Source organism: Azospirillum canadense (assembly GCF_025961225.1).
GTDB lineage: Bacteria > Pseudomonadota > Alphaproteobacteria > Azospirillales > Azospirillaceae > Azospirillum > Azospirillum canadense.
In genome coordinates this window covers 1,056,385-1,075,906 of record NZ_JAOQNG010000010.1, presented here as the reverse complement: position 1 = coordinate 1,075,906, position 19,522 = coordinate 1,056,385, and the positions used below count along the sequence as shown (strand labels likewise).

The following is a 19,522-nucleotide window of genomic DNA, read 5'->3' as shown; positions in this document are numbered from 1 at the left end:
CGGCATGCGCGCCCGGCGACAATTACGCCGTTGCGGCGTCAATTACCCCTCGGGACTCATCGCGCTCTGGGCCGCGGCCATAGCGGAGCGCCGGCGATAACTTTCCGTGTTCAGCTCCAGGATGATGGCGTGGTGCACCAGCCGGTCAATCGCGGCTACGGTCATCGCGGGATCGGGAAAGATCGCGTTCCAGGCGCTGAAGGGCTGGTTACAGGTCAAGATCAAGCTGCGCCGCTCGTAGCGTTCGGCAATCAATTCAAACAGCACCGCCGTTTCCGCTTGGTCCTTACGGACGTAGCCGAGGTCATCGAGGATCAGGCCGTCGAAGCGGTCGAGCCGGCTGAGCAGGCCGGGCAAGGCCAGATCACGCCGCGCGGCCTGGAGCTTTTGCACAAGGTCGGTGGTGCGGGTGAACAGGACGCGCCGTCCGCCTTCGATGAGCGCCGTGCCAATGGCGGACGCGATATGCGTCTTGCCGACGCCGCTGGGGCCGAAGATCAGCACATTGGCGCCACGCTCGATCCAGCCGTCGCCATGCCCCAACGCCTCGACATGCGGTTTGCGGAGGGTCGGCACGGCGGCGAAGTCGAAGGTGGCCAGCGTCTTGCCCTCCGGCAGGTCCGACTCGGCCATGTGGCGGGCGATGCGCCGCTCGGTGCGCTCAGCCAATTCGTGCTCGCACAGAACGGCCAGAAAACGGGCGGCGCCCCAGCCTTCCCGATCCGCCCGCTCGGCGAAGCCCGGCCATAAGCGGCTGATCGTCGGCAGGCGCAGAGACGAGAGCATCACCGGCAGCTTGGTGGCGTCGATGTCGGTCATGTCGGCTCCGGATCGGGGGTGGGAGGCGCCGGCCGCAGGAGACGGTCGTATCCCGCCAAGTCGGGCAGCGGCACGGCGATCAGCGGGATCGCCGCCGGCTGGGGTGGGGCTACGGCGGCCCGGGCGGTTTCAAGGTCGGGCAATTCGCCGCGGTCGAGCACGGCATCGAGATGGTCGGCCAGAGCGGCCTCACAAGCGCCGGTGGCGGCCAGGTGCAGCAGGCCGACATAGACGCGACAGGCCTTGCGATCGTCGAGGCCGTCGTCGAGGACCTCCCAGGCGCGACGAAAGGCGGGGCGTGGGAAGAGCTCCTCGCGGAACACCGAACGGCGGAACGCCTGCGGCTTGCGCACCAGTGAAGCGGCCAAGTGGCGGTAATCGACGACGCGATCGCGCCGCTTGCCTTTGGGATGCTTGCGGGGGAGCGTCAGCACCTGGGTGGTGCCCAGCCAGCAGACGAGCCGATCATCGTAGATATGCACCTTGAGCCGGCATCCCACGAGCCGGGATGGCACGGTGTAGAGCACCTTGCGCACGGAAATGGAGCCGGTCCGGACCACGGTGACGGTGGTGGTGGAGAAATCGGTGGTGCGGTGTCGGGGCAGCGGCTTCAGCTCCGGCAGCTCGACCTCCAGGGCCTTGCGCCGGCGGGCATTCTTGCGGGCGACGGTGTCCTGCAGAAAAGCCTGGTAGGCGGCCAGATCGGAGAAATCGCGCGAGCCGCGCAGGTCGAGAGCCTCGCGCAGTGCCGTTTTGAGATGGCCATGCGCCGCTTCGACACTGCCGTTCTCGTGGGCGACGCCGCAGTTGTTGCGGGTCGGGGCCATGGCGTAATGGCGGCAGAAGGCTGCGTAATCGGCAGCCTCATCGTCTTCGCTGGCGAGATTGCGGTAGGCGGCGGACAGCCGGTCGGTGCGGTGGGTGTGGGGCACGCCACCGAGCTGCCAAAGCGCCTCCTGGAGCCCCTCGGTGAGCGCCGTGAAGCTCTCGCCACCCTGGACGACCTTGACGAACTCCCAGCCGCTGTAGGCCAGCCAGAAATGATAGAGGAGGTGATCGAAAGGAGCGCCGTCGATGGTGACGCCGAGGCTGGCGGCCTCGGTGAAATCGGAGAGGGCCTGATGCCCAGGCGGGTGCTCCTGGCGGAAAATCAATTCCCGCTCCGGGCCTTCCGTCGCCCGCCACCGAGCGACCCGTCGCTGCAGGGACCGCAGCAGGCGGTCCGGGTAGGCGCTGGGATGGCGCCGCTGGAGTTCCTCCAGCAGCGTCGTCGCCCGGATGTGCGGCACGGATCGCAAAACGGGGACCAGCTCTTCCTCCCAGACGCCAGTGAAGGGGTCATCCCGCGTGCGCCAGGTTCGTTCACACGACCGTTGGCTGGGCAGAACCGGGTCAGTGTCGATCCGCCGCGCCGTTCGTTCGCTGAACCCGGCCTTTGCTGCGGCCCCGACTTGGGTCTGTCCTCGCCTGCGCTCGTCCATGTACCGCCTGACCTGCCGGTCGGTGATCCGTGCTCCCGTCATCAGCCTGTCCCCGCAATTGCGGGGACAGGCTGATGACGCAACCGTCAACCGGCCATTCCAATCGTCGTTAGGCGGTCAGTGTAATTGGCGCTGTGCAACGGGGAGTTGAGCGGCGCCAGGTTCATCACGCGGCCCTCCGGCGGGGCTGGGCCGGCGGCGGCGTCAGCACGTCGATGGGCAGCGGCGTGCCGGCGGCTTCCAGGCGGTCGGCGATCAGCTCATGCCTGCGGCCCGGGTGCGTCAGCCCCTTGTCGAAGCAGCGGAGCGCCTCCTGGCGGTGAAAGCGCGCGGCGATCCGCACGTTGCGGCGTTGGTCGGCCAAGCCGTCCGTGCGCTCTCGGTGTTCTTGCATCCATCCCTCCCGTCTGTCCTTCTCCCCGAGAGGGGCCGGAGCTGCGTGAGCCGCGCTCCGGCCGAGATCAGGGAGGAGACTGAGCACCGCCGATTTGGAGGTGCCGCACCGCCCGATCCGTAGGAGATGGAGTGCCCCAGGAGGGGGTGGTGTGCGACAAACATCACATACAGCTGTGAGTGTAGTCAAGGCTGCATTCACATGATCATGTGATTTTCCGACGCACTGCCGATGGAACGCCTTGACAGGAGGGAGGTTGAGTGAGAGAACGTAAAGAGAACAAAACGGAGGTAAGCGGTGCCATTAGAGACGTTTTTCGTTTGCCAGCCCTACATCCGCGGCCGAAAAGGCGGTTTGCAGCCCGACTCGGCAGTAAGGGTTGCGAGTGCTGAGGCCGCTCAACTCAGGGCGGAAAGAATGCTGGCAGCTGGAGGGCGGATCGTTGGCGTCGACGTCGTGAGGACAGGTGGGGACGAAGACGCTGGTGACTATGAAGAGCCGGTGTTCGTAGCCCGACTGGGGGACGTTCCGGAGCTGGCAGCTTGAAGTAGATCACGGAAAAGCCCGCCTTCTTGGGCGGGCTTTTGCATGGGGCTACTTAACGCCGCTTGTTGTACTTGCCTACGATCAAGTGCACACCAACCACATCAACACGATCGACATCGAACTCCTGTTCTTCTCCTGGTGGAGGGTTCCACTGACGCAGCTTGAGTCGGCGACTGTCCATCCGAACAAGACGTTTGACCATAGCTTCGTGCATGCCGTCCTCAATGGCGCCCAGCACCACCAGCACATCGTCCCCAGGAAGGGGCGGCTTAGTCGGGTGGACTAAGATGTTGTCGCCCTGTTCGTAGGCGGGGATCATCGAATCACCGACCACATAGACTGCGAAGCCTTTTGGAACACCAAATAATGGTTCTGGCCGTTTGACCCACTCAATCGGTTCGTAACTGATAAGCATCATCCCAGAGCCGCCCTGAGCGCTGGCGTAGACAGGCAGATCCTTGTCTCCGACGAGCCCTTCTGCCCTTGGTTGTTGAGCCATCGGTGCTGAGGCGGGTGCGGGGCGGCGCTCGACTTCCGCCTTCGCAGCAACCATAAACCCACCCGTTCCTACAACTGGGTCGCCGATAATCGCAGAGATGGGCTCGCCGCGTTCGGCGGAGAGCTTTTCCAGCGTGCCCTGGCTGAGAGATTGGGTCGAGCCGTTCAGGAAGTTGTTCAGCGCATTGACGCTCAGCCCAGCGGCCTTCGCCCAGCTCGACGGCTTGAGGCCGTGCTGTTCCATGTACCGGCGTAGCGCTGCTCGCCGCTTTTCGGCCAGATCACTCATCGACGGGATGATAGCGTGCATCACACCGGCATGTGATAACATCATTATGTGATATCCGCTTGTAACTCACAGCATTATGTGATTAAATGAGGGCATGGCGCACGTTGATGATATCATTCGTCGTGTGCGGGCTTTCGCGAAGCTGACGAAGCCCGCCACGCTCGCTCGCGAAGCCGGTTTGGGGGTTAACACTCTTCGGGGGCTGCACTCGGACGATTGGAACCCGCGCGCCGATACGCTCCGCAAGCTCGAAATGTATCTCGAGAGGAAGCGGGGGGCACCTCCGGCTCCACGCCGCAAGCGGTTATCAGGCCAAGACGCCCAACCCGAACAGGGGGCGGCATAAGCCGCAGCCGCGCCATGCCGATCGCGCGGAACCATCCCCATGAAGAGCGTCGGTCGAAGCTGGGCGCAAACTCCCAGGTTTCGCGCCCGTGTCAAGCCTACGCCGCCGCGCGCCGCGCCGTCGCTTAGGCATTCGGCGATGCCGGCTACCCCTGGCGCAGCAGCGCCCATCACTTCCGCGTGGTCCTGCTCGGCATCGCCCTGCTGGCCGCGATCGCGCTTGGAGCCTGACACATCGGGGCGGGCATGGGGCGTCTGTCTCATGCCTTAAGCCTCGCTTATTCGGAGTAGGATCGTGCCCCGAGGCGTGGTGTCTGAGGGGGCCTCTGTGCTCTTCGGCGGGTTGAGGCCGCCGGTCTACTCCGCTGCGATGGACAGCGGATCAGGGGTGTGAGGGTGGCACAGCTCGGCCAGGCTTTCCATGGTCATGTAGCGCCGGGCCACCGCCCATTCATCATGCTGCTCCAGCAGCAAGGCGCCGACGAGGCGCACAACCGCCCCTTCGCCAGGGAAGATGCCGACGACGTTGGTGCGCCGCTTGATCTCGCCATTCAGCCGCTCCAGAGGATTCGTGCTGTGCAATTTGGTGCGCAGGTCCTTGGGGTACTTCATGTAGGCCAGCACGTCGAACTCCGCCTCGTCCATCAGCGCCGCCAGCTTGGAAAAGCGCGGCCGCAGGCTGTCGGCCACCCGGCGCCACTGCTCATGCGCCGCCTCAGCGGTCTCCTGGGCAAAGGCGGTGCGAATGGTGGCCGCGACCATCGTCTGGTGCGCCTTGCCGACGCAGGCGAGGAGATTCCTCATGCAATGAACACGACAGCGTTGAAGTGTGGCGCCCAGCACCTTGGAAGCGGCGGCCTTCAGCCCGAGATGCGCATCGGCGATCACCAGCTTTACGCCGCGTAGGCCCCGGCGGGTGAGGGTGCGCAGGAAATCGGTCCAGAAGGTCTCGGCTTCCGACAGCCCGAGGCCGAGCCCCAGCACCTCGCGCCGGCCATCGCTGTTGACGCCGATGGCCAGTATGGCGGCGAGCGAGACGATGCGGCCGTCCTGGCGCACTTTCACGTAGGTCGCATCCAGCCACACAAAGGGCCAGTCGCCTTCCAGCGGCCGGTTCAGGAACGCCTGCACGCGCTCGTCGATGTCCTGGCACAGGCGGCTGACCTGGCTCTTGGAGATGCCGGTCATGCCCATCGCCTTGACTAGATCATCGACGTTGCGCGTCGAGATGCCCTGCACGTAGGCCTCCTGAATCACCGCGATTAGCGCCTTCTCCGCGGTGCGGCGCGGCTCCAGGAAGGCCGGGAAGTAGGAGCCGCGCCGCAGCTTGGGGATGCGCAGGTCGATGGCCCCGGCGCGCGTCTCCCAGGTCCGCTCCCGGTAGCCGTTGCGCTTGGTCTGGCGGTCCTCGCTGCGTTCGCCATACCCGGCGCCGCACAGGCTCTCCACCTCCAGCTCCATCAGGCGCTGGGCGGCGAAGCCGACCATCTCGCGCAGAAAGTCGGCATCGGCGCTCTTCCCAATCAGCTCCTGAAGAGCGATCCTGTCCTCGGTCATCGTGGTCTCCGTCTTGGTTGATGGTCGTTAAGCAACCTCAACTTAGCCGAAGAACACGGTGACCGCCGCTCCCGAACGGCCGGCCCGCCTGCGCCAGCTATGGGGGAGCGCTCCGGCGGGCCAGCCTCACGCCTCAGACACCACGCGGTGGGACGCGATCCGGAGTAGCAATACCGTGCTGAAAGTTCGCGATATCACCACCGATCTGGTCAAGGCCAAGCTGTCTCGCCTGCTGCGGCAGCGGATCGGGCGCGGGATGACCTACTCCGTGAAGGAGGCGGCGGAGATCCTCGACGTCGACCACCGCACGATGGACAGCTACGTGCAGGGCGAACGTGCCCCGCAGCTCGATGTCTTCCTGCGCATGTTCCTGCTGCCCGACGGCGGCGACCGCATCCTCAATGAGATGCTGGCGCTGGTCGGCTATCAGGCCCGCCCGACCGGGGCCGGCGATCCGGACGTGTTCCGCATGAACGCCGAGCTGGTCAGCGCGCTGCGCGACCTCGCCGACATGCTGGCCGACGGCCGGATCGACCACGTCGAGGACCCGATCTGGCAGGCTAAGGCCCTCGACCTCGCCATGAAGCTGATCGGTCACGTCAACGCACGCCGCGCAGGGAGAGTGGGGGAATGAGCGCCTGCACCTGCCCGACCTGCGACCCGCCTGCGCTGGATTCCCCCGAGCCGTAAGGACTTCGACCGGGACAGCGATTGGATCACCGAACCGGCTGAGACAGCCGTGGCCGCCGAATAGAGGAATTCTGACCATGGCCCGCATCCGCTCCACTCTGCCCGGCCAATGGACCGACGAGGACTTCGTCGAATGCCAGCCGCTCGCCCGTTTGCTGGCCATCGGCCTGCGCAATGAGGCCGACGACCAGGGCGTCTTCGAATGGAAGCCGGTCACGCTGAAGATGCGCCTGATGCCGGTGGACAACGTGGACATGCGCACGCTGCTCGCCGACCTGGAGGAGCACCGCCAGATCAAGCGCTTCGAGGTGGACGGGAAGGTCTACGGCGCGATCCGCAACTTCGTGAAGTACCAGCGCCCCAAGAAGCCCTCCAAGGTGCACCCGCTGCCGGCCGAGCTGCGGTCCTGGGTTCGCATGGACCTGTGGGGAACCAAGAAGAACGGTTCGGAATCCGACGCCGACCAGCAGGACGACGGTTCCGATCTCGACGCTGACGATGAGGCGCAAGGTTCCGAACCTGCCCATGCTTTAAACGCGCCGAGTTCGGAACTCAGCAACGCTCAACGCCCCCTCAGTTCCGAACCGAAGCCCTTTCAACGAACCCGAGTTCCGAAAAAGTCGGAACTGGCCGCGCAGAGGGAGGAGGTAGGAGGTAAGAGGGAAGTAAGTACTGGAATCGGTAAATCCTCGGCTGGCGGGCCGCGTGCGCCCGCACGAGAGGAAGCCCGCCCGCCGGCGGAGGATCGTGATCCAGGGATTCCGGCTGCGGTCAGCACGGTCCACCAGGGTCTGGCCGACGCCTTCGAGCGCTGGTTTGACCTGCCGGACCGCCCGCTCACGCCCGCCGACCTGGAGCTGATCGAGGGCTGGATTGCCGCCGGCACCGAGCGCGGCCTCTCGCCTGCCGACAGTGCCGCCGCCGCGGTCGAGGAGGTCCAGCGCCAGTTCCGCCGGCTGGACGAGCGGGGAGGTGGCGTGCCGCGCAGCCTGCGCGCCGTGCTGGACGCCGACGTCCGCACCGCCATCGCCAACGCCCAGCCTGCCCGATCGGGCGCTGCTGGTCTCACGACCGCTGCCGAGGTGCCCGCTCCCTACGCCGGGTATCTCACGGCGACCGAGTACACGTCCTGGATCGTCCCCTGCACGGTGCAGGCCGACGACACCTCGGCCACGATCATCGCCCCGAACCGGCCCATCCGCGACTGGGTCTCTGCTCAGCTGACGGACAAGCTCCGCGCCGCTCTGTGCGTGACCGAGATCACTGTCGAACTCGCCGCGCCGTCCCATCGCCCCGACCACGCTGCCGCCTGATCGGCCATGAACGCAAGCTTGCCCGCCCCCCTCCGCCGCGCCGAGGAAACCTGAGGCAATGGATATGTTCTCCGACCGGGAGTGGTTCGCCGTGGTTTCCCATGTGGGAACCCAGCATTACCTGCGAGCGTCCAAGGAGCTGGAGCGCCAGGGGTACCGAGTGTTTGCCCCAATGTGCCGGCGCGAGCGGCGGAACGCCAGCAAGGTGGAGGCGGTCATTCGTCCGCTTTTCGACCGGTACCTGTTCGTCGGCATGCACTCGGAGCAGCCGTTCCACCCAATCACTTGCACCCGCGGTGTGGCCTTCGTGGTTCGAGGCTTCAGGAATATGCCTTCCCGCGTGTCCCCGTTGGCTCTGCGACGGGTTAAGGCCAGATGCGACGCCTTCGAGGATGGGGTGATTGACTTCACGTCCAGCAAGCGGAAGGAATTGGCCGCAAAGTGGTCAAAGAATCAACCAGTGCGGATCAGCAGCGGCCCGTTTGCCGACTTCATCGGCCTTTTCGCCGGTGCATCCGGCAACGTAGTTCAAGTCGTGATCGAGATTTTCGGCCGCCAGACACCTGTTTCGATCGCGCCTCAACATCTTCGACCCACTGAAGTGGCGGGCTAGAGCTCGTCTGGAATTTAGCGGCAAATTAAAGCTACCGTAGATTGTGTCCATTTTTGCCGATGGCGAAAGTCTGAAATGATCGTAGTCTATATGAACACAATATGGATCTTTGGGTTGTATGCACATAGGATGTGTTGAACAAATATACCCCATTTTGATGCCTAATCTTGTCTCCCCACGCCGCCATATTTACAAGGAGCATGCATCTTTGGGCAGGGCGACCGACTCTTGAGAGAACCGGGGCAGCACATGCATTTCCTTGCTATCTGGGGCGGATTGCGCCGTAACTATGCTCTTCGCGCACCAGAGCAGGAAAGCGGCGGACCAGACCCGCATCGGCAGCAACGGCCGGAAAGCGCGAAGCGGATCGCGGTTGCTCTGATCGATGATCGCGCCCTGTTCGGCGAAAGCCTTGCTACCGCGATGAACGACCGGGCAACCGATTTGGTCGTGAAGCACTGGAAGAGCGTAGATGCGCTTGCATCCGTTCCGTCGGCGCTTCAAGGCGTTGATCTTGTTTTGATCTGCATTGGGCGAACAAGCCTTTTCCGGGGTTCCATGAGCCGACTGATCAAAGTGCTCCTGAAGCAGGATCGTCACCTACCCATCGCCATTCTGGCCGATACGGCCGATCCAGCCATGGTGGCGACGGGGAGGGCCATGGGGCTTCGTGGCATCCTATCGAGCAAGGCCTCTCTCGACGCGGTCGCCACCGCCCTGCGCCAAATCTACGCGGGAGGAACTGTCGTTCCGAATGAACACTGATGTGACGGCGGCGCCATCACCCAGCGACGGCTGCCGCGCAGTTGTGCAGGTGAGTCCAAATGAACTGGTTAATCCGTATCACGTAAGCTGAGATTGACAGCCTCGGCACGGTTGGTCAGGCCAAGCTTCTTCAAAATGCTGCGCACGTGAGTCTTAACCGTGCTCGTGCCCATGCCAAGCTCATGTGCGATTATCTTGTAGGGCTTGCCTTCTTTCATGCACTTCAGAACGGAACGCTGACGGGGCGTGAGTTCGCTCATAGGGCTGCCGTTACTGAGATGGCCAACGCTGGACGATGCGTCCTCGTCCGCCCCTCGCTGATCCATCGTGCCGTCGTTGTCCTTCATGAGCCTGTTTGGAAAGTCAGCCGGAACGAAGGTGCCTCCTGCGGCGACCAGGCGGATGGCTTCCAGCGCCACCGACAGGTCAACGGCAGTCGAAATGTAGCCGTGCGCCCCACACTGGAAAGCTTCATGTATGACACCGCCGTCTTCCCGTTCTGACAGCACGATCAAAGGCGTACTCCCAAACGCCTCGACCACGTCTCGCACCTGGGATGCAAAGAGGCCTTCAGTCGAATCCAACGCGGTGAAACTACAGAGGACCACATCGGGCTTAGTATCGCCCTGGAACAATTGCGCCGCGTCGGATACGGATGTAGCGGTCAGCACGCGCACGCCGCGGTCGCAAATGTTGATGCTGAGTGACAGACACTCCCGCGTCAGCGGCACATCGTCGAGCAGCAGAACTGTAACGCTCTGGGTGTCTCGGGCGTTCATTAGGTCCGGTCTGCCATTTTCAGCGGTACCGGTCGTGCTTTCCTCCCTTTCGTCGGAAGCTTCGGAGTTCAAGCCTCCTCGCGCCAAACCCTCCGACATTGGGAACGTGCGTCCGTGCAAAGTCATAAATGCTCACCTTCTCACACGTTTACCGTTCGCCGGTTTTCCGGAAAAGGGGGATCGTGTTTATCCACGGCCGATATGGCTAAAGGCATTGGAAACTAAGCATTTCTGGAAAACCCAGAGATGCGGAAAGATGCCAAAACGCCCCCGTCTCTATGATCCGCGTTAGCAAGGGATTCAAAGGACGTGTATAGAACCTCGCGCGATTGCTTTGGTCAACGCCAAGGAAGAGCATGTAAGCCATTCATTATCAAAACCCATACCTCCTAATTTGAGAATGTTGCAGGTTTGCGGCAGCGCTCCATTCCAAATGAACGTGCTCTAGCCATACGCAATTAGTCCTGGGCCAGGCTTCTCGTTCATACTCCCATCTCATAGGGTTTAGAGGAAAATCCACCAAATCATAGGTTATCCATCCTTATAATTTACCTATACGAGCAGCGCGAGCACACCTGGAGAACCGCGAATTCCGACTTCGTTCACGTAGTTCACCGAGATATTCCAGCGGCGTGATGCAAACCGGCCAAGTTCCCGCTTGACATCGAAAGTGGTAGCGCCCTAATATTGGCGGTAGGCAGTTCCATGGCTCGCGAGCCATATGGGACTGCGGTAGCCGTACAAGACCATGATCCGTCGCTCGCCCGGTCCGCCGCGCGAGCTTTTTGTCGTCCGAATTCGGAACGATCGTTCCGCCAAGACCCGCAGACACGCGGCGCCGTCCTGGGTATTCCCCGCTATAACCGGCGACGCCACACCGCGTTGCTGCAGTATCGACACATGGCCGAAATTCAGCCCGTCTTCGTGATCACCAAGTGTGCCGATCCGGTGCTGAAGGCGCAGGTCCACAGCCTCGATGGAGTCTGCCGCGCCAACTTTGGCACCCAAGGAACCGCCCTCGCCTACTGCCGGCAGATGCGGCACCGCGTCACGGAGGTGGTGGACGAAGCGGACTTCTGGCGCAAAGGCGCGGGTTAGTCACGCCGTGAATATCCAGCGCGGGGCGAAGAATGCGCGAGTGAACCGAGCAACTTGTCAGGCTGTGGCCTCGTCACCTGCCCCTGCCTTGTGGGTATTCGCTGTCCAAACCCGATACGGGACCGCACTCACGCCACGCGGTCCTGCTCGCCACGCCAGAGGCTCCGATGACGGCTGAGCAGCCCCCTTACGTGCGGGTGATTGATGGACAAGTGCAGGTGGTCCAATGGTCACTGAACCACCGCGAGACCAAGCCAACCGTCATCCCCGACCCAGTAGGCCTCGCTCGCGACCCACTGAACGCTCATTTCGAGGCGACTGCCGGAGAGCGTGCCCTCGTCGTCGCCGATCACAATGAAGTCCTGGGCCAGCCAGCCCAGCCCGTTATGCTGGGAGGCTGAGCATGCCCGATCCCAACAGCCACGACTTAGCGCAGATGGCCCGCGGGCTCTCACCAACCCTGGCCGGCGTTGTCATCGGCATGCTGGCCCGCTGGGCACGGGAAAGCCGTGAAGGCGGGTGGAAGGCGCTTGTGCGTGTGGTGGTCCTCGACGTTCCAAGCATCCTCGCCTTGACGGTTGCGTCCGGCGTGCTCGCGCAGCAACTCCAGGCCGACACGCTCATGGCATGTGGCATGGGGACCTGTGCCGGTTATGCGGGGAGTGAAGTGCTCAAGCTTCTGCTGGCCAAGCTGCCGGGTGGGCAAATCGACAAAGGTGAGGGGTGACTATAACCATTGGTTAACAATTTTCGGTTGATGTGTAGCCGGCATCACAGCAACCAGTGTTAGCCGAAGGCGGGCGGCCAGCATGGTTTCACTCCTCACCATTCCCTCCGACGTGTTGACCGGCATGGTTGCCGTTATCGAGGCCGCGCGCGCGAGGATAGAGAAGAGGCTAAAGGGCCCACTCGATAAGCCGGTACATCACAGCCCAGGGCGTTGCGATACCCAGAGTCCAAGTTGCCACTAGAGGAACGCCGCGAAGCTTTTTGTCGTCAGATACGGGGGTGGTGGCCTTCATTGCGGCCTGCGGGATCGTTGGAAGATATTGGGACATGACTACCTGCCGATTCTTGTATGGATGCAGGATGCGCGACAATTAATTAACGGCGAATAAAGCCACCATCGGCGTCTCGCTCAAATTCAGGTTTACTGCTTTAGGAATGTGGGTCGCTCCCATAGCATTGCCGCGGCATTGCCCGGAGTGCAATCGGTCAATCCTGTCGATGTAGAGGCCGCTTAACTTGATTGGCGTAGTCAATACAGCCGATCCATCTGCGGCGTGATACCACGGCCACTACCGCTGATCACCTGCCCGGCGAACCTGCCCGGCGAAGCGGCGTTCAAAAAGTCTTTAGCTGCGGCCAACGCCGACCAAGCGCGATACGGGAGGGGTGAGTTGGCTCCGGGTGTTGGCGGCAACCCACCTCACCTGCGACCGCCGAAGAGCATGCGGAACGCTGCCTCGGAAGTGAACGCAATTCGCGCTTCGGCATCCATGTCTAAATACCGTCTAGCACACCAGATGGCAAATTCATCTGGCATGATTAGAACCCTGATAACAGTGAAACCCTGAGATGCAGCCGCAGAAGCTGTTGCCTCCGATCGCCGAAGCCATTCGTCGTAGGTTTCAGGCAGTTTGTTGCCGTCAACAAAACGCTGCTTTATCTCCGGCCAGTCCTCGCGTCGATGCCAAACCATGACGATGAAATTATCGTCATCATCTGTGTCGTCGTCGTTGCTCATCGCCGGGCCTGTTTCTTGTGTCCAGCCGTTTTTCCCACGAACAGCGAACCCATCAGAATGTGCCTGTGCACTACTGGCATGCTACGCCCGTGCTATGAGGAACGGGTGGATGCCTTTCTCATCTGTGGCGTGAGCGTGCGCGTGGAGCGGAGGGGCTGATGCCGGGCAATCCGTTCTACCGCACGCCGTTCTGGCTGGGCCTCCGCAAGCAGGCGCTCGCTCAGGCCAACTACCGGTGCTTGGCGCAAGGCTGCGGCAAGCTTGGGACGCACGTGGATCACATCATCACCCGCCCACGTGGTGCGCCTGGCCCCACGCAGGCCGACGTGCTGACGAACCTGCGGGTGCTGTGCGCCCAGCACGATGCTCAGGTCAAGGAAGGGCGCGGCGGGGTGAGGCGCAACGGCGGGCAGCTGACGGTCCGCGGCTGTGACGCCAACGGCCGGCCGCTCGACCCCAACCACCCGTGGAACCGGGCCTGACCCGCGCGAGGTCCTCGTCTGGTCCATGGGGTAGGGGGTTTCAATCCTTACCGACGCATGGGGGCCGCGACCGGTCAGGGCAGTTTCCCGCACGACCGCGGATTGAAATCCGGGAGAAATGCAATGGCAGTCCGGGGCGCCAAGCCGAAGGCGACCGTTCTGAAGCTGGTCACCGGCAACCCCGGCAAGCGGGCGCTACCGTCCGCCGAGCCCGAGGCGACGGGCCGTCCGATCAAGCCGGCCAAGCTGAGGGGGCGTGCCGCCCAGCTGTGGGACGAGGTGGTCGAGGTCGCGTGGTGGCTGACCGCCGCCGACGGCTACAAGCTGCACATCTGGTGCGCGCTGCAGGCCGAGTTTGAGAAGGCGCCGACCAAGATGGTGGCGGCGCGCATCAGCCAGTTGCGGGCGGCAGGGTCGGAACTCGGCCTGGACCCGGCCAGCCGGGCACGCCTGGGAGCAAAGGATGGCCAAGGGCCGCACAACCAGGAAGACGACGACTTTAGCTGATCCGGCGACGCAGTACGCGCTCGACGTGGCCGAGGGACGGATCGTCGCCGGGCCCCACGTGCGGGATGCCTGCCGCCGCCACCTGCGCGACCTGGGGGAGGGAGCCGAGCGCGGGCTGGTTTGGGACGCCGACGCGGTCGAGAAGACGATCGCATGGTTCGCCAAGTACCTGCGGCTGAATGGCGGTGAGGCGGAGGGCCAGCTGTTCGTCATGCAGGGCTGGCAGGCTTTCGTTGCGGGCTCGATCTTCGGCTGGAAGCGGGCGGAAACCGGGCATCGGCGCTTCAACGTCGCCTACATCGAGACCGCCAAGGGGTCGGGCAAGAGCCCTCTGTCGGCGGGCATCGGGCTGAAGCTGCTGATGGCGGACGGGGAGGCCCGCGCTGAGGTCTACGCCGCGGCGACGGCCAAGGAACAGGCCCGCATCCTGTTTCGCGACGCGTTGGCCATGTACGACCAGTCACCGGCGCTGCAGAGCCGTCTCACCGCGTCCGGTACTGGCGACAACCGCTGGAACCTCGCGTACCTGAAGACCGGGAGCTTCTTCCGGATTATCAGCTCGGACAACCGGGGCAAGAGTGGTCCCCGGCCCCACTGCGCGCTGATCGACGAGCTGCACGAGCACAAGGACGGCTCGGTCATCCGCATGATGGAGGCCGGCTTCAAGTGGCGGAAGCAACCGCTGCTGTTCGCCATCACCAACTCGGGACACGACAAGCAGTCGGTCTGCTGGGAGTATCACGAGTATGGCGCCAAGGTAGCGGCCGACGCCGTCGAGAACGACGCCTTCTTCGCCTACATCTGCGCCCTCGACGAAGGCGATGACCCGTTCGAGGACGAGGCCTGCTGGATTAAGGCCAACCCGAGCCTGCCGGCGCTGCCGGGCTTCGACTACCTGCGCAAGGAAGTGACCAAGGCGCGCGGCATGCCATCCGCGATGGCGACCTGTCAGCGCCTAAACTTCTGCGTCTGGGTCGAGGGCGCCAATCCGGTGATCGACCGGGACCTGTGGGAGGCCTGCGAGGTCGAGGGGCTGTCGGTCGACCAGCTCGAGGGAGACGAATCGTTCCTGTCGCTCGACCTGTCCGCCAAGCGCGACCTGACGGCGATGGGCGCGGTGGTGAAAGACGGCGAGGAGCTACAGGCGGCAGTCGAGTTCTGGACACCGGCCGACACGATGACGGAGCGGGCCCAGAAGGATCGCGTGCCGTATCAGGCCTGGGCCGAGGCGGGGCACCTGAATTCCATCCCGGGGCGGACAATCGATTACACCTACGTGGCGCAGCGGGTGGCCGAGGTGGCGGCGCGGTTCGAGCGCGTGACTCTGGCCTTCGACCCGTGGCGGATCGAGGACTTCCAGCGGGCGCTGGACGAGGTGGGCGCCGACAGCTGGATTTGGGAAGGGCCGGAGATGCCAGAGGGGCAGGGCATCCGCCTGGTGCGGCACGGCCAGGGCTTTGGCGGCGGAGATTCGAACAAGAGCCTGTGGATGCCGCGCTCGTTCTCGGCCTGGGAGGACGCGGTTGTGAACGGGCGGCTGCGGGTTGGCAAAAGCCCGGTGCTGCGCTGGAACGTTTCGGCGGCGGTGGCCATCGAGGACCCAGCCGGCAACAAGAAGTTCGACAAGCGTAAGGCGACCGGGCGCATCGACGGGCTGGCGGCGCTGGTGATGGCGGTCGGCGCGGCAACCGCCGACGCATTTGCGGGTCGGTCGGGCTTTACCAGTGATTACGACCTTTCGGTGTGGGGCTGAGCATGGCTGAAGCAAACACGAACACGGCGGGGTGCGGTTCCGTAGCAATGGAAGCCGCCCGCCTTGTGCTGGCCGTGGTCGGCGTCGGGCTGATCGGCTACGGGGCGTGGCTGCATTACCCGCCGGCCGGTTTCATCGCCGGTGGGGCTCTGGTGTTCGCGATGGCGCTGATTGGCGCTCTGAGGGCGCGCTGATGGGTTGGCTTGGAGACTTCCTGGGGGGCGGCGCCAGTTACGGCGCCATGACCACAGGCACGGAAACGAGCGGCACGGCGGACCCGGCCGGCTGGCTGACGGACCTGTTCGGCGGCATGATCACCGAGACCGGCATTCGTGTGTCGGTGACAGACGCCCTAACGGTTCCCGGTGTAGCCGCGTCCGTACAGGTGCAGGCGGACGACTTGGCGAAGGTGCCTGTCTACCTGCATCGGCGCCTGCCGAATGGCGGGAGCGAGCGCGCTACCGACCATCCGCTCTATGCGCTGCTGGTCGGCTGGCCGGCGCCGTGGTTGTCGTCGTTCAACTGGCGCCGCACGCTGATCCACAATGCCATCACCCGCGGGAACGGATTCAGCCGCGCGCGCTGGTCGGCGGAGGGCATCGTCGAGCGCATCACGAACATCCAGCCGGGCCGGATCACCACCCGTTGGACGGATGACGGAGAGCCGTACTTCGATCTGTCCGGCCATACCTACGAGCGCGGGCTGTCCTGGCGGGACATCATCCACGTCCCGTATCGGGCCTCGTCGGACAAGGCGGAGAACGGCGGCGTCTTCGGCATCTCGCCAATCGAGCAGCACAAGGAGATGATCGCGCTGTGCATCGCCACGGAGCGCTTCGCGGCCAAGTTCTTCAAGAATGGTGCCCGTCCGTCCGCCGTGATCGAAATGGATGGCAAGCTTCCCAACGATCAGGTCGCGGCACGCATCCGAGCTAGCCTGGAGCGCACCTATGCCGGCGTGGACAACGCCTTCAAGATCGCGATCCTGGAACTTGGCATGAAGCTGAAGGAGTTCAGCTTCTCAAACGCCGACAGCCAGCTCATCGAAATCCGCAAGGAGCAGGCGGTGCAGTGCGCGCAGGCCTTCGGCGTGCCGCCGCACAAAATCGGCATTCTGGATCGCGCGACGTTCAGCAACATCGAGCACCAGGCCATCGAGTACGTCACTGGCCCCTTGTCGGCCCTGGCCGAGGCAATGGAGTCGGCCATCGAGACGACCAGCCTCTCGGTCGCCGAGCGCGGCCGGTACTTCGTGGAGGTCGACCTCGACGGGCTCAAGCGCGGCGACATTCTCACCCGCTACCGGGCCTACGCGATCGGGCGGCAGTGGGGCTGGCTGAGCGCCGACGAGATCCGCGAGTGGGAACGCCAGAACCCGCTTCCGGACGGTCAGGGCAAAGAGTTCCTGAAGCCGCTGAACATGATCCCAGCCGGGCAGGACCCGACCAAGGACGACCCCGCGGACAAGCCGGCCGCGCCGAACAAGGATTGATCCCGCATGACCATCGTATTCGACGCGCTCACGGCGGAACCGTGGGCGATTCAGGCCGACTGGCTGCACCGATTGGCTGCCTTCGCCCAGCGGGGCGGGCTCAACAAGGAGGCCGCGGAGGCCGCGCGCCTGCTCCGTGAGCAGGAACTGGCGATGGTCGCCGGCTCCACCGCGCGGCGGCTGGAGGGTGCCCGGTATGCCATGGTGTCGCAGGACGGCGTCGCCGTTCTGCCGGTGTTCGGCCCGATCTTCCCGCGCGCCAATCTCATGACGGAGATGTCGGGAGCGTCGTCAGCCGGCGCCCTGCTGAACGATTACCGGCTGGCGCTGTCCAATGCGGACATCGGCGCCGTGATGCTGCTGATGGACACGCCGGGTGGCGCGGTGTCGGGGATCAACGCGCTGCACGACGCCATTGCGGCCGGTCGGAAGCAGAAGCCGACCATGACCTACGTCACCGGGACGGCGGCATCGGCCGGCTACTGGATCGCGGCGGCCGTTGGCCCGGGCAACATCGCCATGGAACGCACCGGCGTCGTCGGCAGCATCGGCGTGGTGGCCGCCATTCCGAAGCAGGTGGAGCCCGGCAGCGACGGCGTGGTGGCGGTGGAGATCGTCTCCGCCAACGCGCCAAACAAGCGCCCAGACCCAACCACCGCGGAGGGCGCCGACACGATCCGCGCCACGCTCAACGCCATCGAGACGCAGTTCATCGCCGACGTGGCAAAGGGCCGCGGCGTGCCGGTGGAGACGGTCAAGGCCGACTTCGGCCAGGGCGGCGTCATGGTCGGCAAGGACGCTGTGACCGCTGGCATGGCCGACAAGATCATGAGCTACGACGCCGCCTTCGCCGAACTGGCAACGATGGTTCGCAACAAGCGTCGCGCTGACGCGCTGCGCAAGTAATCCCCCGGCGAAGGCTCGGGGTTCGTGGGGCGCCTTCCGGGCGCCCTTTTTTCGTTGGGCAACCCGAAGGAGACCAGAATGCCCGTCGATATCATCGGCCTTCGCCAGGAGCGCGCGAAGGCGTATGAGGGGCTGACCGCTATTCTGACCGCGACCGACGGCCGCGCCATGACGGCGGAGGAGCAGGTGCAGTTCGACACCGCCGAAGCCGCCGTCAAGGACTTTGACGCCACGATCAAGAATGCCGAGCGCGTGCAGGCCCTGCGCGCCACCACGGCGGTTCCGTCGCGCACCTCCGTTGCCGACGACGACCGGGGCTCCAAGCCGGCCGCCACCGTGCCAGCCACCCCGGCAGCGAGGGAGGAGCCCGGCATTGACCTGGCCCGCTACACGCGCGCCATCGTCGCCGCCAAGGGCAATCTGGATCAGGCCGCGACTTGGGCCGCGGCGCAGTTCGGCGAGTCCCACCCGGTGGTGATAGACATTCAGGGCGCCATGCAGACGAACGACATGGCCGGCGGCGGCATCTTCGTCCCGGAGCGCCTGTCCAACGAACTGATCGCTCTGCTCTACCCGAAGACGGTCATCCGCCGCATCTCCCGCGTGGTCCCGCTGGTCGGCGGCACTGACACCGTGCCGACCGTCGAGAAGGGCATCAACGCGTACTACATCGGCGAGGGCGAGGACATCACCACGGACGAGCCGAGCTTTGGCGCGCTGTCGTTCAAGGAGCGCGAGATCGCCTCGCTGGTCCCGCTGTCCAACAAGCTGCTCCGCCTGTCGCGCGTCGGCATCGACCAGTACGTGCGCGACATGATGCTGGAGGGCTTCGCGCAGGCCGAAGACACGGCGTTCCTACGTGGCTCCGGCACCGGCCCGTCGCCGAAGGGCCTGCGCTACTACATCCCGGCGGGGCAGATCTTCGACGCCACCGGTGGTGTTGCCCCGACCGCGGCACAAGTGGACGCCGACACCCGGAAGATGATCCTGGCCCTGTCCACCGCCGAGATCCCAATGGTGAACGTGCGGTGGTTGATGCATGACCGCGTGTTCCTCTATCTGGCCGATCTGCGCGACGCCAACGGCAACCTGATCTACCCGTCGCTGAACGCGCCGACCCCGACCTTCCGCGGCTACCCGGTGGAGCGGTTCCACCGCATCCCGACCAACCTGTCGGACGGCAGCAACGCGGATTGCACCGAGCTATACCTGGGCGACTTCTCGTTCAGCATGGTCGCGGACAGCTACAGCGTCCGCATCGATGCGTCGGACACCGCCGCCTACAAGCAGGGCAACACGATGGTGTCGGCCTACAGCAAGAACCAGACGCTGATCCGCGGTCTGGCCGGCCATGACTACGGCGTCACGCGGCCCAAGGCGTTCGCGATGCTGAACAAGGTCCGGTGGGGCGCCTGAGGCACCCCGTCCCCCTGATCGACAGGAGAGAG

General features: G+C 64.3%; 20 protein-coding genes. 13 read left to right on the top strand and 7 right to left on the bottom strand.

The genetic code is table 11. From position 1 onward, the window contains the following. Positions 1 to 42: 42 nt before the first annotated feature. The 5 genes from istB to M2351_RS40775 form a co-directional block, all read right to left on the bottom strand. Positions 43 to 819 (bottom strand): IS21-like element helper ATPase IstB, encoded by a 777-nt coding sequence (istB, locus tag M2351_RS40795; RefSeq protein WP_264658937.1) that lies wholly within the window; start codon positions 817 to 819, stop codon positions 43 to 45. Continuing rightward, entirely contained in the window at positions 816 to 2,342 is a 1,527-nt protein-coding gene (istA, locus tag M2351_RS40790; protein WP_264658936.1) for an IS21 family transposase, read from the bottom strand. The genes istB and istA overlap by 4 nt, the downstream gene beginning before the upstream one ends. 124 nt (positions 2,343 to 2,466) lie before the next feature. Further along, positions 2,467 to 2,694, bottom strand: a complete 228-nt coding sequence (locus tag M2351_RS40785; protein WP_264661668.1) for a hypothetical protein — start codon at positions 2,692 to 2,694, stop codon at positions 2,467 to 2,469. A 598-nt stretch (positions 2,695 to 3,292) separates the two neighbouring features. Beyond that, the gene (locus tag M2351_RS40780) at positions 3,293 to 4,072 is read right to left on the bottom strand and encodes a LexA family transcriptional regulator (RefSeq protein ID WP_264661667.1); all 780 of its coding nucleotides are present in this window, start codon (positions 4,070 to 4,072) and stop codon (positions 3,293 to 3,295) included. Between the two features lie 657 nt (positions 4,073 to 4,729). After that, on the bottom strand, positions 4,730 to 5,929 hold the full coding sequence (locus tag M2351_RS40775) for an IS256 family transposase (protein WP_264654291.1): 1,200 nt from the start codon (positions 5,927 to 5,929) through the stop codon (positions 4,730 to 4,732). A 175-nt stretch (positions 5,930 to 6,104) separates the two neighbouring features. On the opposite strand from M2351_RS40775, the gene M2351_RS40770 reads away from it, so the two are divergent. The 4 genes from M2351_RS40770 to M2351_RS40755 all read left to right on the top strand — a co-directional run bounded on the left by M2351_RS40770 (position 6,105) and on the right by M2351_RS40755 (position 9,310). Next, positions 6,105 to 6,563, top strand: coding sequence for a hypothetical protein (locus tag M2351_RS40770; protein WP_264661666.1), 459 nt, complete (start codon positions 6,105 to 6,107; stop codon positions 6,561 to 6,563). Between the two features lie 133 nt (positions 6,564 to 6,696). Then, positions 6,697 to 7,932 carry a DnaA N-terminal domain-containing protein gene (locus M2351_RS40765; protein WP_264661665.1) on the top strand — a complete coding sequence of 412 codons (1,236 nt, stop codon included), beginning with the start codon at positions 6,697 to 6,699 and terminating at the stop codon, positions 7,930 to 7,932. Positions 7,933 to 7,990: 58 nt separating this feature from the next. After that, positions 7,991 to 8,545 carry a transcription termination/antitermination protein NusG gene (gene nusG / locus M2351_RS40760; protein WP_264661664.1) on the top strand — a complete coding sequence of 185 codons (555 nt, stop codon included), beginning with the start codon at positions 7,991 to 7,993 and terminating at the stop codon, positions 8,543 to 8,545. 249 nt (positions 8,546 to 8,794) lie between these two features. Beyond that, on the top strand, positions 8,795 to 9,310 hold the full coding sequence (locus M2351_RS40755; RefSeq protein ID WP_264661663.1) for a DNA-binding response regulator: 516 nt from the start codon (positions 8,795 to 8,797) through the stop codon (positions 9,308 to 9,310). Positions 9,311 to 9,378: 68 nt separating this feature from the next. On the opposite strand, the gene M2351_RS40750 is transcribed toward M2351_RS40755, so the two are convergent. After that, on the bottom strand, positions 9,379 to 10,161 hold the full coding sequence (locus tag M2351_RS40750) for a response regulator transcription factor (protein ID WP_264661662.1): 783 nt from the start codon (positions 10,159 to 10,161) through the stop codon (positions 9,379 to 9,381). Between the two features lie 828 nt (positions 10,162 to 10,989). Here M2351_RS40750 and M2351_RS40745 point away from each other — a divergent pair. Both M2351_RS40745 and M2351_RS40740 read left to right on the top strand, forming a co-directional pair. Further along, positions 10,990 to 11,187, top strand: a complete 198-nt coding sequence (locus M2351_RS40745; RefSeq protein ID WP_264661661.1) for a hypothetical protein — start codon at positions 10,990 to 10,992, stop codon at positions 11,185 to 11,187. A 403-nt stretch (positions 11,188 to 11,590) separates the two neighbouring features. Next, positions 11,591 to 11,914, top strand: coding sequence for a hypothetical protein (locus tag M2351_RS40740; RefSeq protein WP_264661660.1), 324 nt, complete (start codon positions 11,591 to 11,593; stop codon positions 11,912 to 11,914). 702 nt (positions 11,915 to 12,616) lie between these two features. Here M2351_RS40740 and M2351_RS40735 read toward each other — a convergent pair. Then, positions 12,617 to 12,934: a hypothetical protein gene (locus M2351_RS40735; protein WP_264661659.1), complete on the bottom strand. Its 318-nt coding sequence runs from the start codon at positions 12,932 to 12,934 to the stop codon at positions 12,617 to 12,619. Positions 12,935 to 13,092: 158 nt separating this feature from the next. Here M2351_RS40735 and M2351_RS40730 point away from each other — a divergent pair, with 158 nt between their 5' ends. The 7 genes from M2351_RS40730 to M2351_RS40700 all read left to right on the top strand — a co-directional run bounded on the left by M2351_RS40730 (position 13,093) and on the right by M2351_RS40700 (position 19,490). Then, positions 13,093 to 13,416 carry an HNH endonuclease gene (locus M2351_RS40730; protein WP_264661658.1) on the top strand — a complete coding sequence of 108 codons (324 nt, stop codon included), beginning with the start codon at positions 13,093 to 13,095 and terminating at the stop codon, positions 13,414 to 13,416. A 123-nt stretch (positions 13,417 to 13,539) separates the two neighbouring features. Beyond that, positions 13,540 to 13,923 (top strand): hypothetical protein, encoded by a 384-nt coding sequence (locus M2351_RS40725; RefSeq protein WP_264661657.1) that lies wholly within the window; start codon positions 13,540 to 13,542, stop codon positions 13,921 to 13,923. Beyond that, a complete protein-coding gene (locus M2351_RS40720) occupies positions 13,880 to 15,676 on the top strand; it encodes a terminase large subunit (protein ID WP_264661656.1) in 1,797 nt (598 codons plus the stop codon). The genes M2351_RS40725 and M2351_RS40720 overlap by 44 nt, the downstream gene beginning before the upstream one ends. A 2-nt stretch (positions 15,677 to 15,678) precedes the next feature. After that, entirely contained in the window at positions 15,679 to 15,870 is a 192-nt protein-coding gene (locus tag M2351_RS40715; protein WP_264661655.1) for a hypothetical protein, read from the top strand. Positions 15,871 to 15,917: 47 nt separating this feature from the next. Beyond that, the gene (locus M2351_RS40710) at positions 15,918 to 17,168 is read left to right on the top strand and encodes a phage portal protein (RefSeq protein WP_264661654.1); all 1,251 of its coding nucleotides are present in this window, start codon (positions 15,918 to 15,920) and stop codon (positions 17,166 to 17,168) included. Between the two features lie 6 nt (positions 17,169 to 17,174). Continuing rightward, positions 17,175 to 18,074, top strand: coding sequence for a S49 family peptidase (locus tag M2351_RS40705; RefSeq protein WP_264661653.1), 900 nt, complete (start codon positions 17,175 to 17,177; stop codon positions 18,072 to 18,074). Between the two features lie 78 nt (positions 18,075 to 18,152). Beyond that, positions 18,153 to 19,490, top strand: a complete 1,338-nt coding sequence (locus M2351_RS40700; protein WP_264661652.1) for a phage major capsid protein — start codon at positions 18,153 to 18,155, stop codon at positions 19,488 to 19,490. The last annotated feature ends 32 nt before the right edge of the window (positions 19,491 to 19,522 follow it).

What these genes read in the sequence shown, in the direction of transcription:
- nusG (WP_264661664.1), top strand. Translation starts at nt 7,991, where the DNA reads ATGGATATGTTCTCCGACCGGGAGTGGTTCGCCGTGGTTTCCCATGTG.
- M2351_RS40725 (WP_264661657.1), top strand. Translation starts at nt 13,540, where the DNA reads ATGGCAGTCCGGGGCGCCAAGCCGAAGGCGACCGTTCTGAAGCTGGTC.
- M2351_RS40700 (WP_264661652.1), top strand. Translation starts at nt 18,153, where the DNA reads ATGCCCGTCGATATCATCGGCCTTCGCCAGGAGCGCGCGAAGGCGTAT.
- M2351_RS40780 (WP_264661667.1), bottom strand. Translation starts at nt 4,072, where the DNA reads ATGATGTTATCACATGCCGGTGTGATGCACGCTATCATCCCGTCGATG.
- M2351_RS40720 (WP_264661656.1), top strand. Translation starts at nt 13,880, where the DNA reads ATGGCCAAGGGCCGCACAACCAGGAAGACGACGACTTTAGCTGATCCG.
- M2351_RS40715 (WP_264661655.1), top strand. Translation starts at nt 15,679, where the DNA reads ATGGCTGAAGCAAACACGAACACGGCGGGGTGCGGTTCCGTAGCAATG.
- M2351_RS40755 (WP_264661663.1), top strand. Translation starts at nt 8,795, where the DNA reads ATGCATTTCCTTGCTATCTGGGGCGGATTGCGCCGTAACTATGCTCTT.
- M2351_RS40785 (WP_264661668.1), bottom strand. Translation starts at nt 2,694, where the DNA reads ATGCAAGAACACCGAGAGCGCACGGACGGCTTGGCCGACCAACGCCGC.
- istA (WP_264658936.1), bottom strand. Translation starts at nt 2,342, where the DNA reads ATGACGGGAGCACGGATCACCGACCGGCAGGTCAGGCGGTACATGGAC.
- M2351_RS40705 (WP_264661653.1), top strand. Translation starts at nt 17,175, where the DNA reads ATGACCATCGTATTCGACGCGCTCACGGCGGAACCGTGGGCGATTCAG.
- M2351_RS40740 (WP_264661660.1), top strand. Translation starts at nt 11,591, where the DNA reads ATGCCCGATCCCAACAGCCACGACTTAGCGCAGATGGCCCGCGGGCTC.
- M2351_RS40730 (WP_264661658.1), top strand. Translation starts at nt 13,093, where the DNA reads ATGCCGGGCAATCCGTTCTACCGCACGCCGTTCTGGCTGGGCCTCCGC.
- M2351_RS40765 (WP_264661665.1), top strand. Translation starts at nt 6,697, where the DNA reads ATGGCCCGCATCCGCTCCACTCTGCCCGGCCAATGGACCGACGAGGAC.
- istB (WP_264658937.1), bottom strand. Translation starts at nt 819, where the DNA reads ATGACCGACATCGACGCCACCAAGCTGCCGGTGATGCTCTCGTCTCTG.
- M2351_RS40775 (WP_264654291.1), bottom strand. Translation starts at nt 5,929, where the DNA reads ATGACCGAGGACAGGATCGCTCTTCAGGAGCTGATTGGGAAGAGCGCC.
- M2351_RS40735 (WP_264661659.1), bottom strand. Translation starts at nt 12,934, where the DNA reads ATGAGCAACGACGACGACACAGATGATGACGATAATTTCATCGTCATG.
- M2351_RS40745 (WP_264661661.1), top strand. Translation starts at nt 10,990, where the DNA reads ATGGCCGAAATTCAGCCCGTCTTCGTGATCACCAAGTGTGCCGATCCG.
- M2351_RS40710 (WP_264661654.1), top strand. Translation starts at nt 15,918, where the DNA reads ATGACCACAGGCACGGAAACGAGCGGCACGGCGGACCCGGCCGGCTGG.